The sequence below is a fragment of the Candidatus Accumulibacter sp. ACC003 genome (assembly GCF_907163085.1).
Taxonomy (GTDB): Bacteria; Pseudomonadota; Gammaproteobacteria; order Burkholderiales; family Rhodocyclaceae; genus Accumulibacter.
The window spans coordinates 618,814-641,345 of sequence record NZ_CAJQTX010000009.1 but is presented as its reverse complement, the minus strand read 5'-3'; the positions used below and the strand labels follow the sequence as shown (position 1 = coordinate 641,345).

Here is a 22,532-nt window from a genome sequence, read left to right as displayed (position 1 = left end):
CTGTTCGTTCTCGGCCGTCTGATCACCGGTTTCGGCTTGCTGATGCTGATCCCGCTGGCGATCTCGTGGCTGACCGCCGACGGCGCGCACGGCGCCTACGATGAGGCCGTACTGATCACCGTCGCCTGCGGTTCGCTGCTGTCGCTGTCGGTGGGCCGCCAGCAGCGCGAGATGCGGGTCCGCGAGAGTTTCTTGCTGGTCGCGCTGATCTGGTCGTTGTTGCCGGCTTTCGGGGCGCTGCCTCTTTACCTGCACATTGACGGTCCTGTCGTGGACCGACGCTTATTCGAAGCCGTCTCGGGCCTCACGCAACCGCGCAACGGTCTTGTCGGGGCTTGACGCGCTGCCGCTGTCGATCAACTTCTGGCGCACTTTCATGCACTGGATCGGCGGGCCTCGGCGTCGTCGTCTTGCCGTTGCCGTTTTGCCCTTGCTCGGTTCGGCGGGCGCGGCATGCTTCGGGCCGAAACGCCGGGTCCGATGAAGGACTCGAAGATCACGCCACGGATCACCGAACCGCCAAGGGCCTGTGGGTGGTCTATGTGATTCTCACCGTCGCCTGTGGCGCCACCCTTTACCAGATGGGGATGGGCGCTGGGACGCGATGATGCACGCCTTCTCGATCATGGGTCTCGGCGGTTTCTCGAGCAGGACGCCAGCCTTGGCCACTTCGACAGCCTGGACATCGAACTGGTGGTCATGGTCTTCGCCTTGCTCGCCGGTATCAGTTTCAGCACGCACTTCCTCGCTTTTTCGCAACGCTCGCTGCGCGCCTATCGCGTCGACATCGAGGCGCACTATTCCTCGGCACGCTTCGCCCTGAGCATCCTGGCGCTGTCGCTCTACCTATGGCCGACCGGGATTTACCCCGATTTCCCGACGACGCTGCGCTATGTCGCGTTCCACTCGGTTTCCCTGGCCACCTCGCTCGGCTTCGCGACGACTGACTACGTACTGTGGCCTTTGTTCGGCAGCTGTGGATCCTTTTCCTCGGCAGTTTCGTCGCCTGCTCGGGGTCGGCCGGCGGCGGTATCAAAATGATGCGCGCGATAGTCCTCTACAAGCAGGTGTCTCGCGAACTGATGCGCGCCATGCACCCGCGCGGATTGCAGCCCGTACGCTTCGGCGAGACGGTGATTCCCGACCCGGTGCTGCACGCCATTCTCGGCTTCATGTTCATCTACGTGGTCAGCATCGTCTTGCTGACGCTGCTGATGGTCGCCACGCATCTCGATATCATCACCGCTTTCTCGGCGGTCGTCGCCTGCCTGAACAACACCGGCCCCGGCCTCAATCTGGTCGGTCCGTCGACGACCTACGCCGTCCTGACCGACTTCCAGACCTGGGTATGCACCTGGGCGATGCTGCTCGGGCGTCTGGAGATCTTCACCTTGCTGGTGCTTCTGATGCCGGCTTTCTGGCGGCGCTAGCCGTTCGCGCGACGTTCTGCAAGGGGCCGGCGCCGAGGCCCGTCCGCGCCTCGCCAGAGGCGACCACGCGATCTCGAGATGGTTCGCGGACCCATCCAACTTTCTGATCTGATGTCAGCTTCCAGTAAGAATCGACATCAATAATCGCCCCGGTGGTTCCCTTGGGCACTTCGGGAGCCGCCAAGTTGATCAAAATAAAATTGGAGGAGGTAATCATGGAAGACAGCGCAAAGGCCTATTGGTCGGCGACCCTCGGGTTGTTGGGCAAGATCCTGGTCGTGTGGTTTCTGGTCTCGTTCGGTGCCGGCATCCTGTTCGCGCCGGCACTGAATAGCATTCATCTGGGTGGCTATCCCCTGGGCTTCTGGTTTGCCCACAGGGGGCGATGTACATATTCATCGCGCTGATCTTCTACTATCGGAAGAAGATGGGCGAAATCGACCGTCAATTCGACGTTCACGAAGAATAAGGGGCCAATAATGGATCTGCAAACAACGATTTACCTGGTCGTCGGCGCGACTTTCGCGCTGTACATCGGCATTGCCATCTGGGCTCGTGCCGGTAGCACCAGCGAGTTCTACGCGGCCGGCGGCCAGGTCGGGCCGGTGATGAACGGCATGGCGATCGGCGCGGACTGGATGTCGGCCGCGTCGTTCATTTCGATGGCTGGCCTGATCTCCAATATGGGTTACGGCGGCGGTCTGTTCCTGATGGGCTGGACCGGTGGCTACGTGCTTCTGGCGATGCTGCTCGCTCCGTATCTGCGCAAGTTCGGCAAGTTCACCGTGCCGCAGTTCATTGGCGACCGCTTCTACTCGAAGTCCGCCAGCACGGTCGCCGTTGCCTGCCTGCTGGTCGCCTCGCTGACCTACATCATCGGCCAGATGACCGGTGTCGGTGTGGCCTTCTCGCGCTTCCTCGGCGTCACCAGCGAAACCGGCATCTACGTCGGCATGGGCATCGTCTTTTTGTATGCCGTGTTCGGTGGCATGAAGGGCATCACCTACACGCAGGTTGCACAGTACTGCGTGCTGATCTCGGCCTACATCATTCCGGCGATCTTCATCTCGATCCAGCTCACCGGCAACCCGATCCCGCAACTCGGTCTGGGTTCCAACATTGTTGGCCAGGATGTCTCGCTGCTGCACAAGCTGGACCTGGTGGTCACCGATCTCGGATTTGCCAACTACACCACGTCAGACGCTGGTGGCATGTTGAACATGTTCGTGTACACGATGTCGCTGATGATCGGTACTGCCGGCCTGCCGCACGTCATCATGCGCTTCTTCACGGTGCCGACGGTCGCTGCTGCGCGTAGTTCCGCCGGTTGGGCGCTGATCTTCATTGGCCTGCTCTACACCACGGCGCCTGCCGTTGCCGCGATGGCCAAGACCAACCTGCTGCGCACGATCACCCCGGGCGTAGTGATGGGCAATGCCGATCCTTACGCGGCTGACTCGCAATTGGTGTACGCCGATCGTCCGGACTGGATGAAGCGCTGGGAAAAGACCGGTCTGCTGAAATTCGAAGACAAGAACGGCGACGGTCGCATCCAGTACTACAACGACAAGTCGAAGAGCGACGCATTCAAGGCCAAGGCCGAAGCCGCCGGCTGGAAGGGTAACGAGCTGACGGTCAACGCCGACATCATCGTTCTCGCCAACCCGGAAATCGCTCTGCTGCCGGACTGGGTGATCGCGCTGGTGGCTGCCGGTGGTCTGGCTGCTGCTCTGTCGACCGCTGCTGGCTTGTTGATGGCCATCTCCGCTGCGGTTTCGCATGACCTGATCAAGAACGTCTTCGTTCCGGACATCAGCGAGAAAAACGAGCTGCTGGCGGGCAAGATTTCGATGGCCGTGGCGATCGTCATCGCTGGCTATCTGGGTCTTAATCCGCCGGGCTTCGCGGCTGGTACGGTAGCCCTGGCCTTCGGGATCGCGGCGAGTTCGCTGTTCCCGGCGATCATGATGGGTATCTTCTCGAAGAAGATGAACAAGGAAGGTGCCATATGCGGCATGCTCGCCGGCCTGTTCATCACACTGTTCTACGTCTTCGCAGCCAAGGGTATCTTCTTCATCAAGGGTACCGAGTACCTCGACCTGATCGGTGGTCCGAACAGCTTCTTCGGCATCACGCCGGAAGCCTTCGGCGCGATTGGTGCCCTGGTGAACTTCGGCGTCGCCTTCCTGGTCGATAAGATGACCCCGGAACCGCCGGCGCACATCCAGGCGATGGTCGAAGCCGTGCGTATTCCACGCGGCTCGAAGGCGGTCAGTGGTTCGCACTAAGCGTAACTAGCTTATGATCCCGCTGCCGTCGGCTGTGGCCGGCGGTAGCGGGCAAGAAGAACCCCGCTGGTACGTTTGGCGGGGTTTTTCTTTGCTGCTTTGCGAAGTGAAGTGTATTGCCGTCCGCGCAAGCGCGCGGAACAACAGGAGTAGTGGATGACTATCAGCGTCGCGATTACATGGATACTGTTTCTCGGCCTCTTCCCGATTGCTTTCTTCTGGCTGCGGCGGGCATGGCGCATCCTCGTCCAGCGGGATTTCTCCGAGGTGGCACTGAAAAGCGGTCAGCCACCCGCCGACCCCGCAAAATATGCGCCCTACGCGGCGGCCATCAACCTGGTTGCCGGTGGCATCGTGGTGGCAGTGATCCTGATGATCGTCATCGGTGGCGTCGCATACGACATCTGGAGCGCGATTGCCGGTTCGACGATCTGGATGAAGTTCTTTGCCGACTTCATTCTTCGCCAGCATGCGCACCCGATGTGGGGAAAGAAGAAGCAGGTGGCGCCCAAAGACCGCACTTGATTTTCTCCAGGTTACTGTCCTGGCGATGACGGTCGCGTCATAGCGGCCGAAGCGCGGAGAAGAGTTTCCCGGCTCCGGCTCCGGCCCAGCGCACGCGCTTGCTTGACGCGCCGTGCCTTTCGCCGGCCAGCGCGGACCGCGGAGGAGCTGCTGGCGCTTAGCCGCCGTCGCTGCTGTCAGGATTGGCGGGCGGGCGGGGCTCGATGTGAACGTCGAGTTCTTCGGCCTTGGCAGCCGGGATGATCTCCAGCAGCGTCACGACCTTTTTCACGTCGCTGGTCGTTCGTGCCACCTGGATCGCCGCATCGGCTTCGCGCTGGGTGACCAGCCCGAGCAGATAGACGACGCCATTTTCGGTCACCACCTTGACATGAACGGCGTTGAACTTGCCGGAATCGACGAAGCGCGCCTTGACCTTGGTGGTGATATAGGAATCGTTGCTGCGGGTGCTCAGTGAAGTGGCCGGGGCAACGGCGAGCTCATTGTAGACGCCGCGGACCTGCGGTATGGCGGCGACCAGGCGTTCGACTTCGGCCTTGGTCGCTTCGGAAGCTACCTCGCCGGTAACCAGCACCTTGCGGTTGTAGCTCGTAAAATTGGTATGCGATTCCTTGCCCGCTTTCTCGCTGACTTCGCCGGAGGCCTTCCATTCGATGGTTTCGTCTTCGGTTTGCGTGCCAAGAGATCGGCGATCGACTGCCGACAACGTTACCTGCGTTGCGCCGGCCGCGACGAGAGTAATGCAGCCCTGTAGCATCGGGATCAGCGTGGCCCCAAGAAGCAGGGTGGTGGCCAGGGCCTTGTTCATTCTTCGACTCCCATGAGCAGGCAATCAATACCATCGCAAAGGCAGTGGATGATCAGCAAGTGTGTTTCCTGAATGCGTGCCGTGCGCTCGGCCGGCACCGAGATATGGATATCTGTGTCGTACAGAAGCTCGCCGATGGCGCCACCGCCCTTGCCGGTCAAGGCGATGACGCGGAGGTCGTTGGCGTGCGCCGCGTTCACCGCCTCGATGACGTTGGGCGAGTTCCCCGATGTCGAGATGGCGACCAGTACGTCGCCGGGCTGGCCGAGTGCGCGTACCTGTTTGGCAAATACCATCTTGAAACCATAGTCGTTGGCGATCGCCGAGATGATCGACGAATCGGTGGTCAGCGCGATCGCCGCGAGTTCGTGCCGTTCGGCCTCGAAGCGGCCGACCAGTTCGGCGGCCAGGTGTTGCGCGTCGGCGGCCGAACCACCATTGCCGCAGGCGAGGATTTTGCCGTTGCTCAGCAGGCAACCGACCATCACCTCGATCGCCTGCGCGACCGGCCCGGCCAGTGCGTCGATGGCGTCAAGCTTGGTTTGCGCGCTGTCCTTGAATTGCTGGCTGATGCGAGTGATCAGGTTCATGGGCTGAGCTTCGGTTCCGGTGAACGACGAGGCGCAGATTCTAACACCAGAGGCTCAGCGAGACCCTGGTCGATCGCGCCGCGACGCCGTGCTAGGCGGCAGAAAACGCATCGCGGATCCATTCGATCGCCGCATCGGACAGTGCGTCGAGAACGATGCAGTCGAAGCGGCAGTCGGGCTCTCGGCCCCCATGCGACGACAGGAAGTGTTGTGCGGCAAGGGCGATGCGTGCCTGCTTGGCGGCGGTGATACTGGCCGCAGCGCCGCCATGGCTGGCGCTGCGCCGCAAGCGCACCTCGACAAAGACCAGGACGCGGCGGTCGCGACAGATCAGGTCCACTTCGCCACCGCGGCAGCGGTAATTGCGCGCGACGATGGTCAGCGCATGCCGTTCGAGGTAGCGCGCGGCGAGTTCCTCGGCGATCATTCCCGGGCTGCCGGCGTGTCCCGCAGGTCCGGTCGTGCTATCTTTGTCACCCACCTGCCGGCCCTCCATCATGACGGAAGAATTTCCCGCATTATATGTCGTTCCCACCCCGCTCGGTCATCTGGGCGACATCAGCCAGCGGGCCATCGAAGTCCTGCGGCAGGTGCCGTGGGTGGCCGCCGAGGATACCCGTCACAGCGCGCCGCTGCTCCGGCACTACGGCTGCAATGCTCGCCTGCTGGCGGCGCACCAGCACAACGAGGAAGGCGCTGCGCAGCAGGTCATCGGGCGGCTTGCGCTCGGTGAATCGGTCGCTCTGGTGGTCGATGCCGGCACGCCCGCGGTGTCCGATCCAGGCGCCCGACTGGTGGCCAGAGTGCGCGCCGCAGGCTATCGTGTGATCCCGCTACCAGGTCCCTGCGCAGCGATCGCCGCACTTTCCGCCGCGGGTCTCAGCGAAGCCCATTTCCTGTTCTACGGTTTCTTGCCCGCCAAGGCCGGGCAGCGTGCAGAGGCTCTGAGTGAGTTGACGCATTTGCCCTACGCGCTGATTTTCTACGAGGCGCCGCATCGAATTGTCGACACCGTCGCCGCTCTGGCGGTCGCTTTTCAGCCGACACGGACGCTGGTTCTGGCGCGTGAGTTGACCAAGTTGTTCGAGAGCGTCCATGCCTGCGCGCTGGGCGCCGCCAACGACTGGCTGCTGGCAGACGCCAATCGGCAACGTGGCGAGTTCGTGCTGCTGCTCTCCGGGGCGCCACCGGTCAGCAACGACCTCGAGGGCGAGCGGGTCTTGAGGTTGCTGCTCGACGATGGCCTGTCGGTCAGTCAGGCGAGCCGGCTGGCGCACGCAATCACCGGCGCCGGCAAGCACGCTCTCTATCAACTGGCTTTGCGCTGGCAGGCGTAGGCTCGCGCACGGCGGCGGCGGCTGCCTGGCGGCTGGCATCTGCCCGGCGGCGGGACCGCGCGGCCGGCGCCGCGGAAATCATCTAGAATTCCACGATCGAGTTCTTTTGCTGAGCCAACAAATGCAGATTACCCTTACCCGCCCTGACGACTGGCACCTCCATCTGCGTGATGGTGAGGCGTTGGCAAGCGTGCTGCCGCATACGGCGCGGCAGTTTGCGCGGGCCATCGTGATGCCCAATCTCCGTCCGCCGGTGACCACGGTTGTTGCCGCCGCCGCCTACCGCGCGCGCATTCTGGCGGCCGTGCCCGCGGGTACGATATTCGAGCCGCTGATGACCTTGTACCTGACCGACGGCACGACGGTCGATGAGATTCGGCGGGCTGTCGATAGCGACTTCGTACGCGCGGTGAAGCTCTATCCGGCCGGGGCGACGACCAACTCGGACGCTGGTGTCAGCGATCTGGAGCGCTGCGCGGCGGTTCTCGAGGAGATGGAAAGGTCCAGCCTGCCACTGCTCGTGCATGGCGAGGTGACCGACCCGGCGATCGACGTCTTCGACCGCGAAAAGGTGTTCATTGAACGCATCCTGCGACCTTTGCTGGCGCGCTACTCGGGTCTCAAGGTCGTTTTCGAACATATCACGACCAGCGACGCCGCCGACTTTGTTGCTGCTTGCGGGCCCAGGGTGGCGGCGACGATCACCGCGCATCACCTGCTTTACAATCGCAACGCCATTTTTGCCGGTGGCATCCGCCCGCATTATTACTGCCTACCGGTCCTCAAGCGCGAAGTCCATCGCCAGGCACTGCTGCGCGCGGCGACTTCCGGGAGCCCGAAATTTTTTCTTGGCACCGATTCTGCACCGCACGCACAAACGACCAAGGAAGTCAGCTGCGGTTGTGCCGGCTGCTATACCGCCCACGCCGCACTCGAACTCTACGCCGAGGCTTTTGCGTCAGCCAACGCCCTGCATCGACTGGAGGCTTTCGCCAGTTTCAATGGGCCCGATTTCTACGGTTTGCCGCGCAACGCCGGCCAGGTGACGCTGGTCGAGGAGGAGTGGCGAACGCCGCAGAGCTTTGCTTACGGCGACGGCGAGTCGCTGGTTCCGCTACGTGCCGGCGAGCTGCTACGCTGGCGGCTGCTCGGCTGATGACCTTTGATTATTCTGTTTGCTGCTCCGGGATTTGATCGATGAGATTGCCTTTGTCGTGGAAAACGTTGCCGCTCTTGATCGTGCTGCCGTTGCTGGTCGCCTGCTCGGATCAGCGAGCGGCCTTCGAGATCGACTCGAGTCAGCATTCGCTGACGCTGATTCGCGTGCAGAATTTTTTCTGGGAAAGAACGGCTACGTACGCCGTGGTCGCGGCGCGAATGCCCGAGTGCATGCGTCGCCACGACATCGGTTCGGCAAGTGCCGACACCCGCTTTGAGGTCTACTCGCCTGGTAACGATGCCTGGATTTTCAAGCAGGGAAAACGGATGTTCGTCGTCGAGACGCGAACGTGTCAAGGCTTTGCGCGACTCGACGAAGAGCCGGCCGAGGGGATGGGCGCTTTGCAGGGAAGCTTCCAGATGCGTAGCGGCAACTTGATCTTTGTCGCCGCGCCGAAGAGTGCGACGGCGGCGGACGCGGTCACGCCGGCGGCGAATTGACCCGGCCTGTCTGGCCTTCGCCGGGCGGCCTGTTCGCCCCCCTGTCGCCGCTGCTCAAGAAGATAGCTTTTGCGCCCGAGCTGGCCGCGCTGCACCTTCTGAGTGCCGGGCGTGATTTGCGCACCGCCAGCGGCCAGCGCCTGTCTTTCGTGCCGCCGCCGCTCGACGGTATGGCCTACGAAGCACGTATCTGGGCGCGCGGCGAGGTGGCGACGCGGCCCGACAACTGGCACGATTTCTTTAACGCACTGGTCTGGCTGAGCTTTCCGTTGAGTAAGGCGGCGCTGAATGCGCGCCACGCCGCGGCGCTGGCCGTGCCCGCCAACAGCCGTGGTGGCGCTCGCGACGCGATGACCCATTTCGACGAATGCGGCGTCGTCGTCGTCTCGTCCGATCCGTCGCTGCTGGCCTTGTTGCGTGGCTTCGAGTGGAAAGCTCTGTTCTGGGAGCGCCGCGCCGACCTGCATCGCGCCCTGCGCTGCTTCGTTTTCGGGCACGCGACCTACGAACAGTTGCTGCAGCCGTTTCGCGGCCTGACCGCCAAGGCCGTGCTCTACGAGGTCAGCGAAGACTGGCTGCGCTGTTGGTCGCTGCCCGCACAGGTGGCCGACATCGACCAGCGCCTGGCTGGTGAGCTGGCGGCCGGATTACACGTCCAGCCGCGGGTTTTCCAGCCCTTGCCCTTGCTCGGCTTGCCCGGCGTGACACCGGCTAGCGAAAACGCCAGCTATTACGACGACTGTTGGCAATTCCGGCCGGGCCGCGCCGGGCGCAGCGTATAATCAGCGCGGGAAGTCGGCCAGGCAGCCGCTGGGCAACGGGTGAAAACCTCGCGCCGAGAGGAAAGTCCGGGCTCCGCAGAGCAGGATGCCGGTTAACGACCGGGCACCGTGAGGTGACGGAAAGTGCAACAGAAAGCAGACCGCCTATGTCCTCGCGCAAGCAGGGCAGGTAAGGGTGAAACGGCGAGGTAAGAGCTCACCGCGGACGTGGTAACACGGACGGCACGGCAAACCCCATCCGGAGCAAGGCCAAATAGGGAAGCATGGGCGTGGCTCGCGCTGCTTCCGGGTAGGCTGCTTGAGCGTGCTGGCAACAGTACGCCTAGAGGAATGGCTGTCCACGACAGAACCCGGCTTATCGACCGGCTTCCCACCTTTTCCGAAGCTCGCGCCACTCGCGCTGCCGCCCCGGCGACGTTTCCAAAGTCCGCCAATTCGATCACGATTACCTGTCGCGCGTGTGCGTGCGCCGCCGCTAACGCGGACTTGCCGCTCGTTTCTGAGAAAATACTTTAACTACCGCAATTTTGTTGCTGTTTTATAAAGGAATACTCCTTCGAGATCGCCTCAAGAATCGCCTATAAGTCCTTGTAGGCATTGGGAAAAGCGACGTAAAACCCCTTGCTTTGACGCAATCTTTATCTTAAAGTGGGTACAAGTGGTAGAAAGTGGAAAGCTCGGCGTGCTCTCGCCAGGAAAACAAGGGACTGTTCGAACAAATGTTTCAGGGTGCGGCAGCATTAAGTCTCGACGTCAAAGGCCGGCTGGCAATTCCCGTGCGTCATCGGGAGGCGCTGATGTCGGCGGCCGACGGTCGTTTGGTGCTTACCGCGCATCCACATCGTTGCCTGCTCCTCTATCCCGAGCCAGCGTGGGAACCGATTCGCGACAAGGTGCTGGCGGCTTCGAGTCTCAACCAACAATCGGCGGCGATCAAGCGCCTGCTGGTCGGTAACGCCCGCGAAGAAGAAATGGACGCTGCCGGCCGGTTGCTGGTCGCGCCCGAGCTTCGGCAATTTGCGCGGCTCGAGAAACAGGTGTGGCTGGTTGGTCAGGGGACTCATTTCGAAATCTGGTCCGACAGTGGTTGGCAAGAACAGCAGGAAGTCGTTTTTGCCCTCGGCGAGCAGTTCCTGCCGCCGGGCCTGGAGGATCTTGCGTTGTGAGTTCGCCGTTGCAGCATCAGACGGTCCTGCTGCGAGAGGCGGTTGAAGCGCTGGAGATCAAGCCCGCAGGGATTTACGTCGACGGTACTTTCGGTCGTGGTGGCCACAGCCGGGCGATCCTCGAACGGCTTGGCCCGGACGGCCGTCTGCTGGCGCTTGATCGTGATCCGGAGGCGGTCGAACGGGCACGCGAAATGAACGACCCGCGCTTGCTCGTCATGCATCGGTGTTTCGGCGATCTGGCAGAAGCGCTGCAGCGGGCCGCTATCGAAATCGGCGAAGGCGTCGATGGCGTGCTTCTCGACATCGGTGTTTCGTCGCCGCAGCTCGACGATGGGCGGCGGGGTTTCAGTTTCCGCCACGATGCACCGCTCGATATGCGGATGGATACGACGCAGGGCGAGACTGCCGCGCAGTGGTTGCAGCGAGCGGGCGCGCAGGAGATTACGGAGGTTATCAGGGACTATGGGGAAGAACGGTTTGCTTTCCAGATTGCAAAGAAGATTGTGGCTGCTCGGAGAGAGCAGCCGCTTGCAACCACGGGTGAGCTCGCCGCCCTTGTACGCGCGACCGTGCGGACCCGCGAGCCCGGGCAGGACGCGGCGACGCGTACCTTTCAAGCTCTACGGATTCATATCAATCAAGAGCTCGAACAACTCACGCTAGTGCTGCCGCAGGCAATGGCGGTCCTCAAACAGGGAGGCCGGCTGGTGGTCATCAGTTTCCATTCGCTCGAAGATCGGATCGTCAAGCGTTTCATGCGCGAGCAGGCGGCGGCCGATCGTTTGCCCAAAGGCCTGCCCTTGCGCGCCGTGGACTTGCCGCCGCCAGCGCTTGCTCTGGTCGGCAAGCTGGTCAGGGCGAGCGTCTCGGAAATCGCCGGTAATCCGCGCGCGCGCAGCGCGGTGATGCGGGTTGCCGAAAAGCTCACCACAAGGACGGCCTGAGATGGCTCGCCTGAACGTCTTTCTGTTGCTCGCCGTGGTCGTCTGCAGTCTTGGGCTGGTCACCTCGCAGCACAAGGCGCGGCAGCTTTTTCAGGCGCTCGACGTCCAGCAGGAGCGCGCGCGCCAGCTTGACGTCGAGTTCGGGCAGCTGCAACTGGAGCTTTCGACCTGGGGGACGGCGCCGCGAATCGAGAAAATCGCCGTCGAGAAGCTCGGCATGCACACGCCCGAAGCTGAACCGCTGCTTGCCGCCGCCAACAAACCAGGCCGAGGCACCCGGCGATGATGCGTTTCAAGGGAAAAGTGGCGCACAAGTTCGCCGAAAGTCCGTTGCTCGAGCTGCGCATGCCGCCCTGGCGTTCGCGGCTGATGGCCCTGCTGATTCTCGGCTCCTTCGTCGTGCTGATCGGCCGCGCCTTCTATCTGCAGATCGTCAATACCGATTTCCTGCAGGAGAAGGGTGAGTCGCGCTACCGGCGCGATATCGAGATCAGCGCATCGCGCGGGCGCATTGCCGACCGCCACGGAGACGTTTTGGCGATTTCGACGCCGATGAAATCGATCTGGGCGGTGCCGTCAGCGGCAACGCTGACGCCCGAGCAAACTCGTCAACTGGCGAGCCTGCTGGAAACCGACGTGCAGCAGCTGACCAGCAAGCTGACTAGCGAAAAAAACTTTGTCTTTCTGCGCCGGCAGATTCCACCGGCCGTCGCCGACCGGGTGGCGGCGCTGAAACTGCCAGGCATCGGCCAGGACAAGGAGTACCGCCGCTTCTATCCGACCGGTGAAATGACGGCACACATGGTTGGCTTCACGGGCGTAGACGACAAGGGGCTGGAAGGCGTCGAACTGGCGTTTCATGGCCAGCTCCTGGGCCAGCCCGGCCGTCGTAGCGTGATCAAGGATCGTCGTGGGCAGCTCGTCGAGGACGTTGGCTCGATCAAACCGCCGCAAGACGGCGACGATATCCGTCTGGCGCTCGATTCGAAGATCCAGTACCTGGCGTACAGCCAGCTCAAGCAGGCCATCGCCGACAACAAGGCGAAGGCTGGCGGCGTCGTCGTGCTCGACGCCAGGAGCGGTGAAATTCTGGCGCTGGCCAACTGGCCGACCTACAACCCGAATAATCGCGAGAGCCTGAGCGGCAGCCAGCTCCGCAATCGTGCGGTGACTGACACCTTTGAGCCTGGTTCGACGCTCAAGCCATTCACCATCGCCAAAGCGCTTGACACTGGCAAGGTCCGCTTCGACACGATCATCAACTGCGCGCCGGGACGGCTGACCATCGGCAGAGCGACGATTTCCGACGCGCACCCGCACGGCGCCCTGACCGTCGCGCAGGTGATCCAGAAATCGTCCAACGTTGGCGCGGCGAAGATCGCCGCCATGCTGCCGTCGCAGCAGATGTGGACGATGTTCGATGACGTCGGTTTCGGTCAGCTGCCGCACCTGGGTTTTCCTGGCGAGGTCAGCGGCCACCTGCGCCCGTGGAAGACGTGGAAACCGATCGAGCAGGCCACCATGTCCTACGGTCATGGCATTTCAGTGTCGCTGATTCAACTCGCTCGTGCGTATTCGGTTTTCGCGCGCGATGGCGATCTGATTCCCTTGTCGCTTACCCGTCTCGATTCGCCGCCGCCGCGTGGCACGCAGGTATTCAGCCCGCAAACGGCCCGTGAAGTTCGGGCGATGCTCGAGATGGCCGTCCAGCCGGGTGGCACGGCTCCCAAGGCGCAGATTCCCGGCTACCGGGTGGCCGGCAAGACCGGCACCGCGCACAAGCTTGCCGGCGGACGTTACGCCAACAAGTACGTCTCGTCCTTCGTCGGTTTCGCGCCGGCGTCGGACCCACGGCTGATCGTCGCGGTGATGATCGACGAAGCCGCTGGCGGACAATATTATGGCGGTCTGGTCGCTGCGCCGGTGTTTGCGGCGGTGATGAGCAGCGCCCTGCGGACGCTCGGCGTCGCCCCGGACTCGCCGCTGGAGCTTGAGCCGAGTCCGCAGAGCCCAATCGTGAAGGCCGGACTTTGAGCGCGTCGACGACCGCCTTGGACGCCGCCGTTGCCGATACCACCGGCGCGATCCTGCAGCGGCTGGCAGCGCTCGGCGTGCTGCCCGGCGGCGTCACCGACGACAGCCGCCAGGTGCAGCCCGGGGACGTCTTCCTGGCGTATCCCGGCGATCTGGCCGATGGCCGCCTGCACATCGCCGAGGCGATCGCCAACGGTGCCGTCGCGGTTCTCTGGGAGGCGACGGCGGCCAATGCCGACTCGTTTGCCTGGCAAGGCGGCTGGCCGCTTGCCAATCTCCCGGTCAGCGGTTTGCGGCAACTGTGCGGTCCCCTGGCCAGTGCCATCTACGGCCATCCGAGCGAACGGCTGTCGCTGGTCGCAGTTACCGGCACCAACGGCAAGACCAGCGTCACGCAGTGGCTGGCCGCCAGTCACCCGCGCCGCTGCATGGCCATTGGCACGCTCGGTGCCGGCTTGCCCGGCGAGCTCGTCGAAACCGGCTTCACGACGCCCGAAGCAACGACCTTGATGCGCTATCTGGCGGCTTTTGCCGACGACCATGGCCAGGCCTGCGCGCTCGAAGCGAGTTCGATAGGTATTGCCGAAGGTCGTCTTGACGGCGTGCGCGTCGACGTCGCGGTGTTCACCAATCTGACGCGTGATCACCTCGACTACCACGGCAGCATGGACGCCTACGCGCAGGCCAAGGCCAGGCTGTTCACCTGGCCGCGTCTGCGCCTGGCGATCTGCAATCTGGACGACCCTTTCGGCCGCCAGCTCGCGGCGCTGACCAGCGCCACCAAAGTCGTCGGCTATACGCAGCAGGACGCGCCCGACGATCGGCAGGGAACGATCCGCGCCGAGAACGTCGAGGAAACCATCGACGGCTTGCGCTTTCGCCTGTGCGCTCCGAACGGTCGAGCGCTGGTCGAAACGGGCTTGCTGGGTCGCTACAACGTCGCCAATCTGCTCGCCGTCGCCGCCGTATTGATCGACGCTGGCCTGACGCCGCAAGCCGTCGCCGAGCGCTTTGCGGGCCTGCACTCGCCAGCTGGCCGCCTGGAGAAGCTTGGCGGCCATAACGAACCACTGGTGGTCGTCGACTATGCGCACACGCCGGACGCCCTGGCCAGTGCTTTGGCTGCCTTGCGCGCCATCGCCGGCGTTCGCGGTGCCGCTCTGGTAGTCGTTTTTGGCTGCGGCGGTGACCGCGATCGCGGCAAGCGACCACTGATGGGCGCGGTCGCCGCGCGGCTTGCTGATCGAGTCGTGCTGACCAGCGACAATCCTCGCAGCGAGGAGCCGCAAGCGATCCTCGACGATATCCGCGCCGGCGCGCCGGCCGCCGAAGTCATCGCCGATCGCGCGTCGGCGATCAAGCGCACGATCCTTGCTGCACATCCGGCCGACGTGATCTTGCTCGCCGGCAAGGGACACGAGTCGTATCAGGAGATCGGCGGCGTGCGCAGTCCGTTTTCGGATGTCGCGCAAGCACGCGCCGCACTTGCCAAACGTCCGGAGATCGTCGAATGACCGTAATGATGGATCTCCTGGCCGCCGCCCGCGCGACGGCCGGCCAGCTCGCCGGCCCGAACGTGACTTTCAGCGGCGTCTCCACCGACAGTCGGGGAATTGCCGCTGGCGAGTTGTTTGTCGCCTTGCGCGGTGAAAATTTCGACGGCCACAACTACCTGGCTGCGGCCAAGGCGCGTGGCGCGGTCGCCGCGGTCGTTGCCGCCGACTACCACGCCGACGATCTGGCGGTCGCCGACCTGCCGCTGATTCGCGTCGCCGAGACCCGCTTGTCGCTCGGCGCGCTGGCCGCCGACTGGCGCGGCCGCTTCACCTTGCCGCTGCTGGCGGTCACCGGCAGCAACGGCAAGACGACGACCAAGGAGATGATCGCCAGCATCTTGAAGGTCGCTTTTGGCGACGCCGTCCTGGCGACGCATGGCAACTTCAACAACGATATCGGCCTGCCGCTGACGCTGCTCAAAATGAACGCCACGCACCGCGCGGCGATCATCGAGATGGGCATGAATCATCCCGGCGAAATCGCCTATCTGGCCGGCATCGCTCGCCCGCGCGTCGCGCTGGTGACCAACGCCCAGCGCGCGCATCTCGAGGGGATGGGTTCTCTGGAGGCGATCGCCACCGAAAAAGGCAGCATTTATAGCGGTCTTGACGACGCTGGCGTGGCCGTCTTCAACGCCGACGACGTCTGGGCCGGGCTGTGGCGTAGCCAGAGTCGTGGTCTGCGGGTGATGACTTTTGCTTTCGAGAAAGCGGCCGACGTCAGCGGCAGCTGCCATCTGCATGGACTGGAGAGTCGCCTGCGGGTGCTCGCCCCCGCCGGTCAGGTGGACGTCGTCCTTGCCGTTCCCGGGCAACACAATGCCCGTAACGCTCTGGCAGCAGCCACCGCATGTCTGGCGGCCGGCGTTTCGCTGGCCGAGGTACAGGCTGGCCTGAGCGCTTTTCGTGGTCTCAAGGGACGGCTGCAGCAGCGGCCCGCCGTACATCATGCGGTGCTTCTCGACGACACCTACAACGCCAACCCGGACTCGGTGCGCGCCGGCATCGACGTGCTTGCGGCAACCATCGGCAAGACCGTGCTGGTGCTCGGCGACATGGGCGAGATCGGCGAAATGAGCGGCCAGTTCCACGACGAAATCGGCGGTTACGCCAAGAGCCAGGGAGTCGACCGTCTGCTGACCCTTGGTGAGGCCAGCGCCCTCGCCGCGCACAACTTCGGCAGCGGTGGCGAGCACTTCCGCAGCATCGACGAGCTGATCAGCGTTCTGACGGCTGAACTGACGCCGGAGACGACCGTCCTCGTCAAGGGTTCGCGCTTCATGCGCATGGAACGTGTGGCCGATGCCATTACCCTGCCAGCAGCCGGAGGAAACGACTGATGCTGCTACTACTGGCGCAATGGCTGGCGCAGGACGTCCGGGCCTTCAACGTCTTTTCCTACATCACGCTGCGCACCGTGCTCGCCGTGATGACCGCGCTGATCATCTCCTTCGTCGCCGGTCCGCCGCTGATCCGCTGGCTGGCAGCCAAGAAGATCGGCCAGGCGGTCCGTCAGGACGGCCCGCAAACGCACCTCGTCAAGTCGGGAACGCCGACCATGGGTGGCGCGCTGGTCCTGATCTCGATCAGCATCACGACGCTGCTGTGGGGCGACCTCGGCAATCGCTACGTGTGGGTGGTCCTGCTCGTCAGCATTGGCTTCGGCGGTATCGGTTGGTACGACGATTGGCAGAAAGTCGTCAATCGCGACCCGCGCGGCTTGGCGTCACGGTGGAAGTACTTCTGGCAATCGGCGCTCGGCCTGCTGGTCGCCCTGTACCTGGCGCTGAGCGCCAGCGGCCCGGAACAATTGCAGTTGATCGTGCCCTTCTTCAAGACCGTCTCCTATCCGCTGGGAATCGTCGGTTTCATCGTCCTCAGCTATCTGGTTGTCGTCGGTACCAGCAACGCCGTCAACCTGACCGATGGCCTCGACGGTCTGGCGATCATGCCGACGGTCATGATCGCCGTTGCCCTGGCGATCTTCGCCTACGTCGCCGGCAACGCCGTCTATGCCCGCTACCTGTTCCTGCCTTACGTCCCCGGTGCCGGCGAACTGGCGATCTTCCTCGGCGCCATGGCCGGCGCCGGGCTTGGCTTCCTGTGGTTCAACGCCTATCCGGCCGAAGTCTTCATGGGCGACGTCGGTGCGCTGGCGTTGGGCGCGGCGCTCGGGACGGTGGCGATCATCGTCCGCCAGGAGATCGTGCTGGCGATCATGGGCGGGGTGTTCGTCGCTGAAACGCTGTCGGTCGCCGCGCAGGTGCTGTACTACAAAGCAACCGGTGGCCGGCGGATCTTTCGCATGGCGCCACTGCACCACCATTTCGAACTCGGTGGCTGGAAGGAAACGCAGGTTGTCGTCCGCTTCTGGATCATCACCATCATGCTGGTGTTGATCGGCTTGTCCAGTTTGAAGTTGCGTTGACATGGAACTTCAGGGCAAATTGATCCTCGTCATCGGCCTCGGTGAAAGCGGCCTGGCGATGGCCAAGTGGCTGGCACGGCAGGGCGCGCAGCTGCGCGTCGCCGACAGCCGCAGCGCGCCGCCGCAGGCTGCCGCGCTGCGTGCGGCGGTCCCCGCGGCGCAGCTGTTTACCGGCCCGTTTACAGCAGAAGCCTTCGCTGGCGTCGAACTGATGGCGATTTCCCCCGGCGTGCCGGTACAGCAGCCATTGATCGAGCAGGCGCACGCGCGTGGCGTACCACTGGTCTCCGAGATCGAGTTGTTCGCCTGGGCGGTGCGCGAGCTGACGCCGCAGGCGGTGCTCGTGGCGATTACCGGCAGCAACGGTAAAACCACCACCACAGCGCTCACCGGCGCGCTCTGTCGGGCGGCGGGTCGGCGCACGGCCGTCGCCGGCAATATCGGCCCGGCGGCACTCGAGGCCTTGATGGCCGCCATCGACAGTGGCCAGCTGCCAGCGGTCTGGGTGCTCGAGCTGTCGAGCTTTCAGCTTGAAACGACGCACTCGCTGGCGGCCGCTGCGGCGACGCTGCTCAATGTCTCCGAGGACCATCTTGATCGCTATGCGGGCCTTGATGACTACGCCGCAGCCAAAGAACGGGTTTTTCAGGGCGGCGGCGTAATGGTCGTCAATCGCGACGATCGGCGTAGCCTTGCCGCCGCGCGCAGCGACCGTCGGGTGCTCAGCTTCGGCCTGGATACGCCGCTGCGGGCGGACGACTACGGCATCACCGATGCCTGGCTGGTGCGCGGCAGTGAGCGCCTTGTCGCGCTCGCCGAGCTGCAGCTGGTTGGTACTCATAACGCCGCCAATGCGCTGGCGGCGCTGGCCTTGTGCGAGGCAATCGGTATTAGTCCGCAGACCGTTCTGCCGGCACTGGTGCGCTTCGCGGGCCTGGCCCACCGCGTCGAATGGATCGCCGAGATCGACGGCGTCAACTACTTCGACGATTCCAAGGGGACCAACGTCGGCGCCACGCTGGCCGCCATCGACGGCCTCGGCTGCAAGGTCGCGGTGATCCTCGGCGGCGACGGCAAGGGGCAGGATTTCTCGCCGCTACGGCGGGCGATCGACCAGCACGCGCGGGCGGTGGCGCTGATCGGTCGTGACGCGCCACGCATCGCCGCCGTCCTCGCCGGCTGTCGGGTGCCGCTGCATGACTGCGCCGAGATGGCCGATGCGGTCGGCTGGTGTGCCGAGCACGCGCTGCCCGGCGACGCCGTCCTGCTCTCGCCGGCGTGCGCCAGCATGGACATGTACCGCGACTACGCGCATCGCGCCGCGGTCTTTATCGCCGCTGTTCGCGCCATCGAAAGCGAGGCCGCCTGATGCTGCGAACTCTCGATGCGCCGCGCCGCCTGCCATCGGAAATCGATCTGGTGCTGCTCTGGAGCACTTTGATCCTGCTGATGATCGGCATGGTGATGGTCTATTCGGCGTCGATGGCGACGGCCGAGGCGGCGCGCGGCACCGGCAATCAGCCAGCCTACTACCTGGTTCGCCATGCCGTTTTTGTGATCATCGGACTGGTCGCTGCCGTCGTGGCCTTTCAGGTGCCGATGTCGACCTGGCAACAATGGTCGCCGTGGCTGTTCGTCGGCGGTTTCCTGCTGCTCGCGCTGGTTCTCGTCCCCGGCGTTGGCCGCGAGGTCAACGGCGCGCAGCGCTGGCTGCCGCTGGGTATTGTCAACCTGCAACCGTCCGAGCTGATGAAGTTGTTTGCCGTTCTCTACGCCGCCGACTATACGGCGCGCAAGATGCCGCACATGCACGACCTGAAGAAGGCTTTCCTGCCGATGGCCTGCGCGATGGTCGCCGTTGGCTTCCTGCTGCTCAAGGAACCCGACTTCGGTGCCTTCGTGGTGATCATCTCGGTCGCCTTCAGCATTCTTTTCCTCGGCGGCATGCGGGCGCGCCTGTTCGTCGTGCTGATCATCGTCATGGTCGCCGCCTTCGCGGCGCTGATCATCCTGTCACCCTATCGACGCGATCGCATCTTTGGTTTCATGGACCCCTGGGCGGACGCCTTCGGACGCGGTTACCAGTTGTCACACGCGTTGATCGCCTTCGGTCGCGGCGAATTGATGGGCGTCGGCCTTGGTGCCAGTGTCGAAAAGTTGTTCTACCTGCCGGAAGCGCACACCGACTTCTTGCTGGCCGTCATCGCCGAAGAACTCGGTTTCGTCGGCGTTGTGGTGGTGATCATCCTGTTCGGACTGGTGGTGCAGCGGGCCTTTGCCATCGGTCGCCAGGCGGTCGCTCTCGACCGCCTCTATTCGGCGCTGGTCGCGCAGGGACTGGGCGTCTGGTTGGGCGTCCAGAGTTTCATCAACATGGGCGTCAACAGCGGCCTCTTGCCGACCAAGGGTTTGACGCTGCCGCTGATGAGCTTCGGCGGCTCGGGGATCCTCGCCAATTGCGTTGCCGTCGCGGTGCTGCTACGGATCGACTGGGAAAATCGCCAGTTGATGCGCGGAGCGAAGGTATGAGTGCGCCGCTCGGCAAGACGCTGCTGGTGATGGCTGGCGGCACCGGTGGGCACGTTTTCCCGGGCCTGGCGGTCGCCGACCTGCTGCGTAGCCGCAACTGGAACGTGGTGTGGATGGGTGCGCCTGGTAGCATGGAAGCCAGGCTGGTTCCCGAGCGCGGCTACGAAATGGCGTGGGTGCGCTTTGCTGCGTTACGTGGCAAGGGCCTGCTCCGCAAGCTACAGCTTCCCTTCCATCTGCTCTCGGCGTGCTGGCAGGCGCGGCGGGAAATTCGCCGCGTTCGACCCGACGTCGTTCTCGGCATGGGCGGCTATATCAGCTTTCCGGGTGGCCTCGTCGCCGCCTTGTTGCGCTACCCGCTGATCATTCATGAGCAGAATTCGGTGGCCGGTCTGGCCAACCGCCTACTCGCTCGCTTCGCCGACCGGGTCGCCTGTGGCTTCCCCGACGTGCTGCCGAAAGGCGTCTGGGTGGGCAATCCCTTGCGGCCCGAGATGAGCCGCGTGGCGCCACCCGCCGAACGCCTCGCCGGTCGCCAGCCAGTGCTGCGTTTGCTGGTTCTTGGCGGCAGCCTGGGCGCCGCGGCGCTCAACGAGACGGTCCCCCGGGGTCTGGCGCTGATTGACCCGCCACAGCGCCCGGAGGTCATCCATCAAGCCGGCGAGAAGCACCTTGCGCAACTGCGCGAGAACTATCAGGTGGCCGGCGTACAGGCGCAGTGCGTCGCTTTCATCGACGACATGGCGGCGGCCTACGAGTGGGCCGACCTGGTGCTCTGCCGGGCCGGCGCGCTGACCGTTGCCGAGCTGGCGGCGACTGGCGTAGCGAGCGTCCTGGTTCCCTTCCCTTACGCGGTTGACGATCATCAGACGAGCAACGCCAGATTCCTGGCGGCGGCCGGCGCGGCGACTCTGCTGCCACAGCCGCAGATGACGCCCGCGGCAATCAGCCGGCTGCGCGATTACCCGCGCAGCCAATTGCTGGCCATGGCCGAGTGCGCACGCGCGCTGGCCAAGCCGGCAGCGACGGCAGACGTGGCACGGATGTGCGAGGAACTGGTCAAGTGAAACACAAAGTAAAGAGAATTCATTTCGTCGGTATCGGCGGCGCCGGGATGAGCGGCATTGCCGAGGTTCTGGCCAATCTGGGCTTCGCGGTCAGTGGCTCGGATCTCGCTGACAACGCGACCACCCGGCGTCTGGCGAGTATCGGCGTGCGTACCGTCGTCGGGCACGCCGCCGAAAACGTCAATGGTGCCGACGCGGTAGTGGTCTCGTCGGCGGTCAAGGCCGACAACCCCGAGGTCGTCGCGGCCCGGCAGTGCAATCTGCCGGTGGTGCCGCGCGCACAGATGCTGGCTGAATTGATGCGCCTCAAACAGGGGATCGCCGTCGCCGGAACGCACGGCAAGACCACCACCACCAGCCTCGCCGCTTCGATTCTTGCCGAGGGTGGGATGGACCCGACTTTCGTCATCGGCGGCCTGCTCAACGCGGCCGGCGCCAACGCCCGGCTCGGTTCGGGCGACTTTCTGGTGGCCGAAGCCGACGAGTCCGACGCCTCGTTCCTGTTTCTTTCGCCGGTGATCTCGATCGTCACCAACATCGATGCCGATCACATGGAGACTTACGGCCACGATTTCAGCCGGCTGAAGCAGGCCTTCGTCGATTTCCTGCAGCGCCTGCCGTTTTACGGTGTGGCGGTGCTCTGCGCCGACGACGCCAACGTCCGCGAAATCATGCCGCAGGTCAGCAAGCAAATCGTCACCTACGGCCTGGACGCTTCGGCCAACGTCTATGCCGAGAATATCTGCGCTGACGAAGGTCAGATGCGCTTCGATTGCGTGCGCGTCAACGGCACCATCAGCCGCCTGCCGGTGACCCTCAACCTGCCCGGACGACATAACATCCTGAACGCCCTGGCAGCGATCGCCGTGGCCAGCGAGTTGGGCGTTGCCGACACGGCGATCGTCAAGGCGCTGACCGATTTCAAGGGCGTCGGTCGGCGCTTCCAGCGCTACGCGGACGTCCATCTGGCCAACGGCACGTCCTTCAGCGTCGTCGACGACTATGGCCACCATCCGGTCGAGATGCGCGCGACGATTGCCGCCGCCCGCGGCGCCTTTCCCGGCCGTCGTCTCTTGCTCGCCTTTCAGCCGCACCGCTACACCCGTACGCGCGACTGCTTCGAGGATTTCGTCAGCGTCCTGAGCACTGTTGACGCACTGGTTCTGGCCGAAGTCTACGCGGCTGGCGAACAGGCCATCGTCGCCGCCGACGGGCGTGCGCTGGCGCGAGCCCTGCGCGTCGCCGGCAAGGTCGAACCGCTGTTTGTCGAGAACGTCGGCGATCTGCCACAAGCGATTCGCGACATGGTGCGTGATGGCGACGTGGTGATGACCATGGGCGCCGGCTCGATCGGCTCGCTCGCCGGCAAGTTGGTGGCTGGCTAGG

General features: G+C 63.9%; 20 protein-coding genes, 1 other RNA gene and 2 pseudogenes. 20 read left to right on the top strand and 3 right to left on the bottom strand.

The genetic code is table 11. The features are described 5' to 3' along the window. The 4 genes and pseudogenes from QZ656_RS21275 (at nucleotide 1) to QZ656_RS21260 (ending at nucleotide 4,243) form a co-directional block, all read left to right on the top strand. Nucleotides 1-1,430 (top strand): annotated as a pseudogene (locus QZ656_RS21275) (potassium transporter TrkG). Nucleotides 1,431-1,645: 215 nt separating this feature from the next. Continuing rightward, nucleotides 1,646-1,899 (top strand): annotated as a pseudogene (locus tag QZ656_RS21270) (DUF4212 domain-containing protein). A gap of 10 nt (nucleotides 1,900-1,909) precedes the next feature. Further along, complete coding sequence (locus tag QZ656_RS21265) at nucleotides 1,910-3,718, top strand: sodium:solute symporter family protein (protein WP_291993816.1); 1,809 nt, start codon at nucleotides 1,910-1,912, stop codon at nucleotides 3,716-3,718. A 156-nt stretch (nucleotides 3,719-3,874) separates the two neighbouring features. Continuing rightward, nucleotides 3,875-4,243, top strand: coding sequence for a hypothetical protein (locus QZ656_RS21260; RefSeq protein WP_291993817.1), 369 nt, complete (start codon nucleotides 3,875-3,877; stop codon nucleotides 4,241-4,243). Nucleotides 4,244-4,400: 157 nt separating this feature from the next. On the opposite strand, the gene QZ656_RS21255 is transcribed toward QZ656_RS21260, so the two are convergent. From QZ656_RS21255 to QZ656_RS21245, 3 genes are all read right to left on the bottom strand, one after another. Continuing rightward, nucleotides 4,401-5,051, bottom strand: a complete 651-nt coding sequence (locus tag QZ656_RS21255) for a BON domain-containing protein (RefSeq protein ID WP_291995250.1) — start codon at nucleotides 5,049-5,051, stop codon at nucleotides 4,401-4,403. Next, a complete protein-coding gene (locus QZ656_RS21250; protein ID WP_291995249.1) occupies nucleotides 5,048-5,641 on the bottom strand; it encodes a phosphoheptose isomerase in 594 nt (197 codons plus the stop codon). Before QZ656_RS21250 ends, QZ656_RS21255 begins: the two co-directional genes overlap by 4 nt. A 91-nt stretch (nucleotides 5,642-5,732) precedes the next feature. Next, nucleotides 5,733-6,122 carry a YraN family protein gene (locus QZ656_RS21245; protein WP_291995248.1) on the bottom strand — a complete coding sequence of 130 codons (390 nt, stop codon included), beginning with the start codon at nucleotides 6,120-6,122 and terminating at the stop codon, nucleotides 5,733-5,735. 16 nt (nucleotides 6,123-6,138) lie between these two features. Here QZ656_RS21245 and rsmI point away from each other — a divergent pair, with 16 nt between their 5' ends. From rsmI to murC, 16 genes are all read left to right on the top strand, one after another. Then, nucleotides 6,139-6,978, top strand: coding sequence for a 16S rRNA (cytidine(1402)-2'-O)-methyltransferase (gene rsmI, locus QZ656_RS21240; RefSeq protein WP_291995247.1), 840 nt, complete (start codon nucleotides 6,139-6,141; stop codon nucleotides 6,976-6,978). Between the two features lie 121 nt (nucleotides 6,979-7,099). Continuing rightward, the gene (pyrC, locus tag QZ656_RS21235) at nucleotides 7,100-8,134 is read left to right on the top strand and encodes a dihydroorotase (RefSeq protein WP_291995246.1); all 1,035 of its coding nucleotides are present in this window, start codon (nucleotides 7,100-7,102) and stop codon (nucleotides 8,132-8,134) included. A gap of 53 nt (nucleotides 8,135-8,187) precedes the next feature. Further along, nucleotides 8,188-8,637 (top strand): hypothetical protein, encoded by a 450-nt coding sequence (locus tag QZ656_RS21230; RefSeq protein WP_291995245.1) that lies wholly within the window; start codon nucleotides 8,188-8,190, stop codon nucleotides 8,635-8,637. Beyond that, complete coding sequence (locus tag QZ656_RS21225; protein ID WP_291995244.1) at nucleotides 8,634-9,419, top strand: DUF3025 domain-containing protein; 786 nt, start codon at nucleotides 8,634-8,636, stop codon at nucleotides 9,417-9,419. Before QZ656_RS21230 ends, QZ656_RS21225 begins: the two co-directional genes overlap by 4 nt. Before the next feature lie 9 nt (nucleotides 9,420-9,428). Beyond that, nucleotides 9,429-9,793: RNase P RNA component class A (rnpB, locus tag QZ656_RS21220), an RNA gene on the top strand. A 345-nt stretch (nucleotides 9,794-10,138) separates the two neighbouring features. Further along, the gene (mraZ, locus tag QZ656_RS21215; RefSeq protein ID WP_291995284.1) at nucleotides 10,139-10,585 is read left to right on the top strand and encodes a division/cell wall cluster transcriptional repressor MraZ; all 447 of its coding nucleotides are present in this window, start codon (nucleotides 10,139-10,141) and stop codon (nucleotides 10,583-10,585) included. Beyond that, entirely contained in the window at nucleotides 10,582-11,532 is a 951-nt protein-coding gene (gene rsmH, locus QZ656_RS21210; RefSeq protein ID WP_291995243.1) for a 16S rRNA (cytosine(1402)-N(4))-methyltransferase RsmH, read from the top strand. Before mraZ ends, rsmH begins: the two co-directional genes overlap by 4 nt. 1 nt (nucleotide 11,533) lies before the next feature. Further along, complete coding sequence (gene ftsL, locus QZ656_RS21205) at nucleotides 11,534-11,818, top strand: cell division protein FtsL (protein WP_291995242.1); 285 nt, start codon at nucleotides 11,534-11,536, stop codon at nucleotides 11,816-11,818. Next, nucleotides 11,815-13,566, top strand: coding sequence for a penicillin-binding protein 2 (locus QZ656_RS21200; RefSeq protein ID WP_291995241.1), 1,752 nt, complete (start codon nucleotides 11,815-11,817; stop codon nucleotides 13,564-13,566). The genes ftsL and QZ656_RS21200 overlap by 4 nt, the downstream gene beginning before the upstream one ends. A gap of 17 nt (nucleotides 13,567-13,583) precedes the next feature. After that, entirely contained in the window at nucleotides 13,584-15,080 is a 1,497-nt protein-coding gene (locus QZ656_RS21195; protein ID WP_291995240.1) for a UDP-N-acetylmuramoyl-L-alanyl-D-glutamate--2,6-diaminopimelate ligase, read from the top strand. Between the two features lie 5 nt (nucleotides 15,081-15,085). After that, nucleotides 15,086-16,462, top strand: a complete 1,377-nt coding sequence (gene murF / locus QZ656_RS21190) for a UDP-N-acetylmuramoyl-tripeptide--D-alanyl-D-alanine ligase (RefSeq protein ID WP_291995283.1) — start codon at nucleotides 15,086-15,088, stop codon at nucleotides 16,460-16,462. Beyond that, on the top strand, nucleotides 16,462-17,550 hold the full coding sequence (gene mraY, locus QZ656_RS21185) for a phospho-N-acetylmuramoyl-pentapeptide-transferase (protein ID WP_291995239.1): 1,089 nt from the start codon (nucleotides 16,462-16,464) through the stop codon (nucleotides 17,548-17,550). The genes murF and mraY overlap by 1 nt, the downstream gene beginning before the upstream one ends. Before the next feature lies 1 nt (nucleotide 17,551). Next, nucleotides 17,552-18,919, top strand: a complete 1,368-nt coding sequence (gene murD / locus QZ656_RS21180) for a UDP-N-acetylmuramoyl-L-alanine--D-glutamate ligase (RefSeq protein WP_291995238.1) — start codon at nucleotides 17,552-17,554, stop codon at nucleotides 18,917-18,919. After that, nucleotides 18,919-20,079, top strand: coding sequence for a putative lipid II flippase FtsW (gene ftsW / locus QZ656_RS21175; RefSeq protein ID WP_291995237.1), 1,161 nt, complete (start codon nucleotides 18,919-18,921; stop codon nucleotides 20,077-20,079). The genes murD and ftsW overlap by 1 nt, the downstream gene beginning before the upstream one ends. Beyond that, entirely contained in the window at nucleotides 20,076-21,146 is a 1,071-nt protein-coding gene (gene murG / locus QZ656_RS21170) for an undecaprenyldiphospho-muramoylpentapeptide beta-N-acetylglucosaminyltransferase (RefSeq protein WP_291995236.1), read from the top strand. Before ftsW ends, murG begins: the two co-directional genes overlap by 4 nt. After that, entirely contained in the window at nucleotides 21,143-22,531 is a 1,389-nt protein-coding gene (gene murC / locus QZ656_RS21165; RefSeq protein WP_291995235.1) for a UDP-N-acetylmuramate--L-alanine ligase, read from the top strand. Before murG ends, murC begins: the two co-directional genes overlap by 4 nt. Nucleotide 22,532 lies beyond the last annotated feature (1 nt).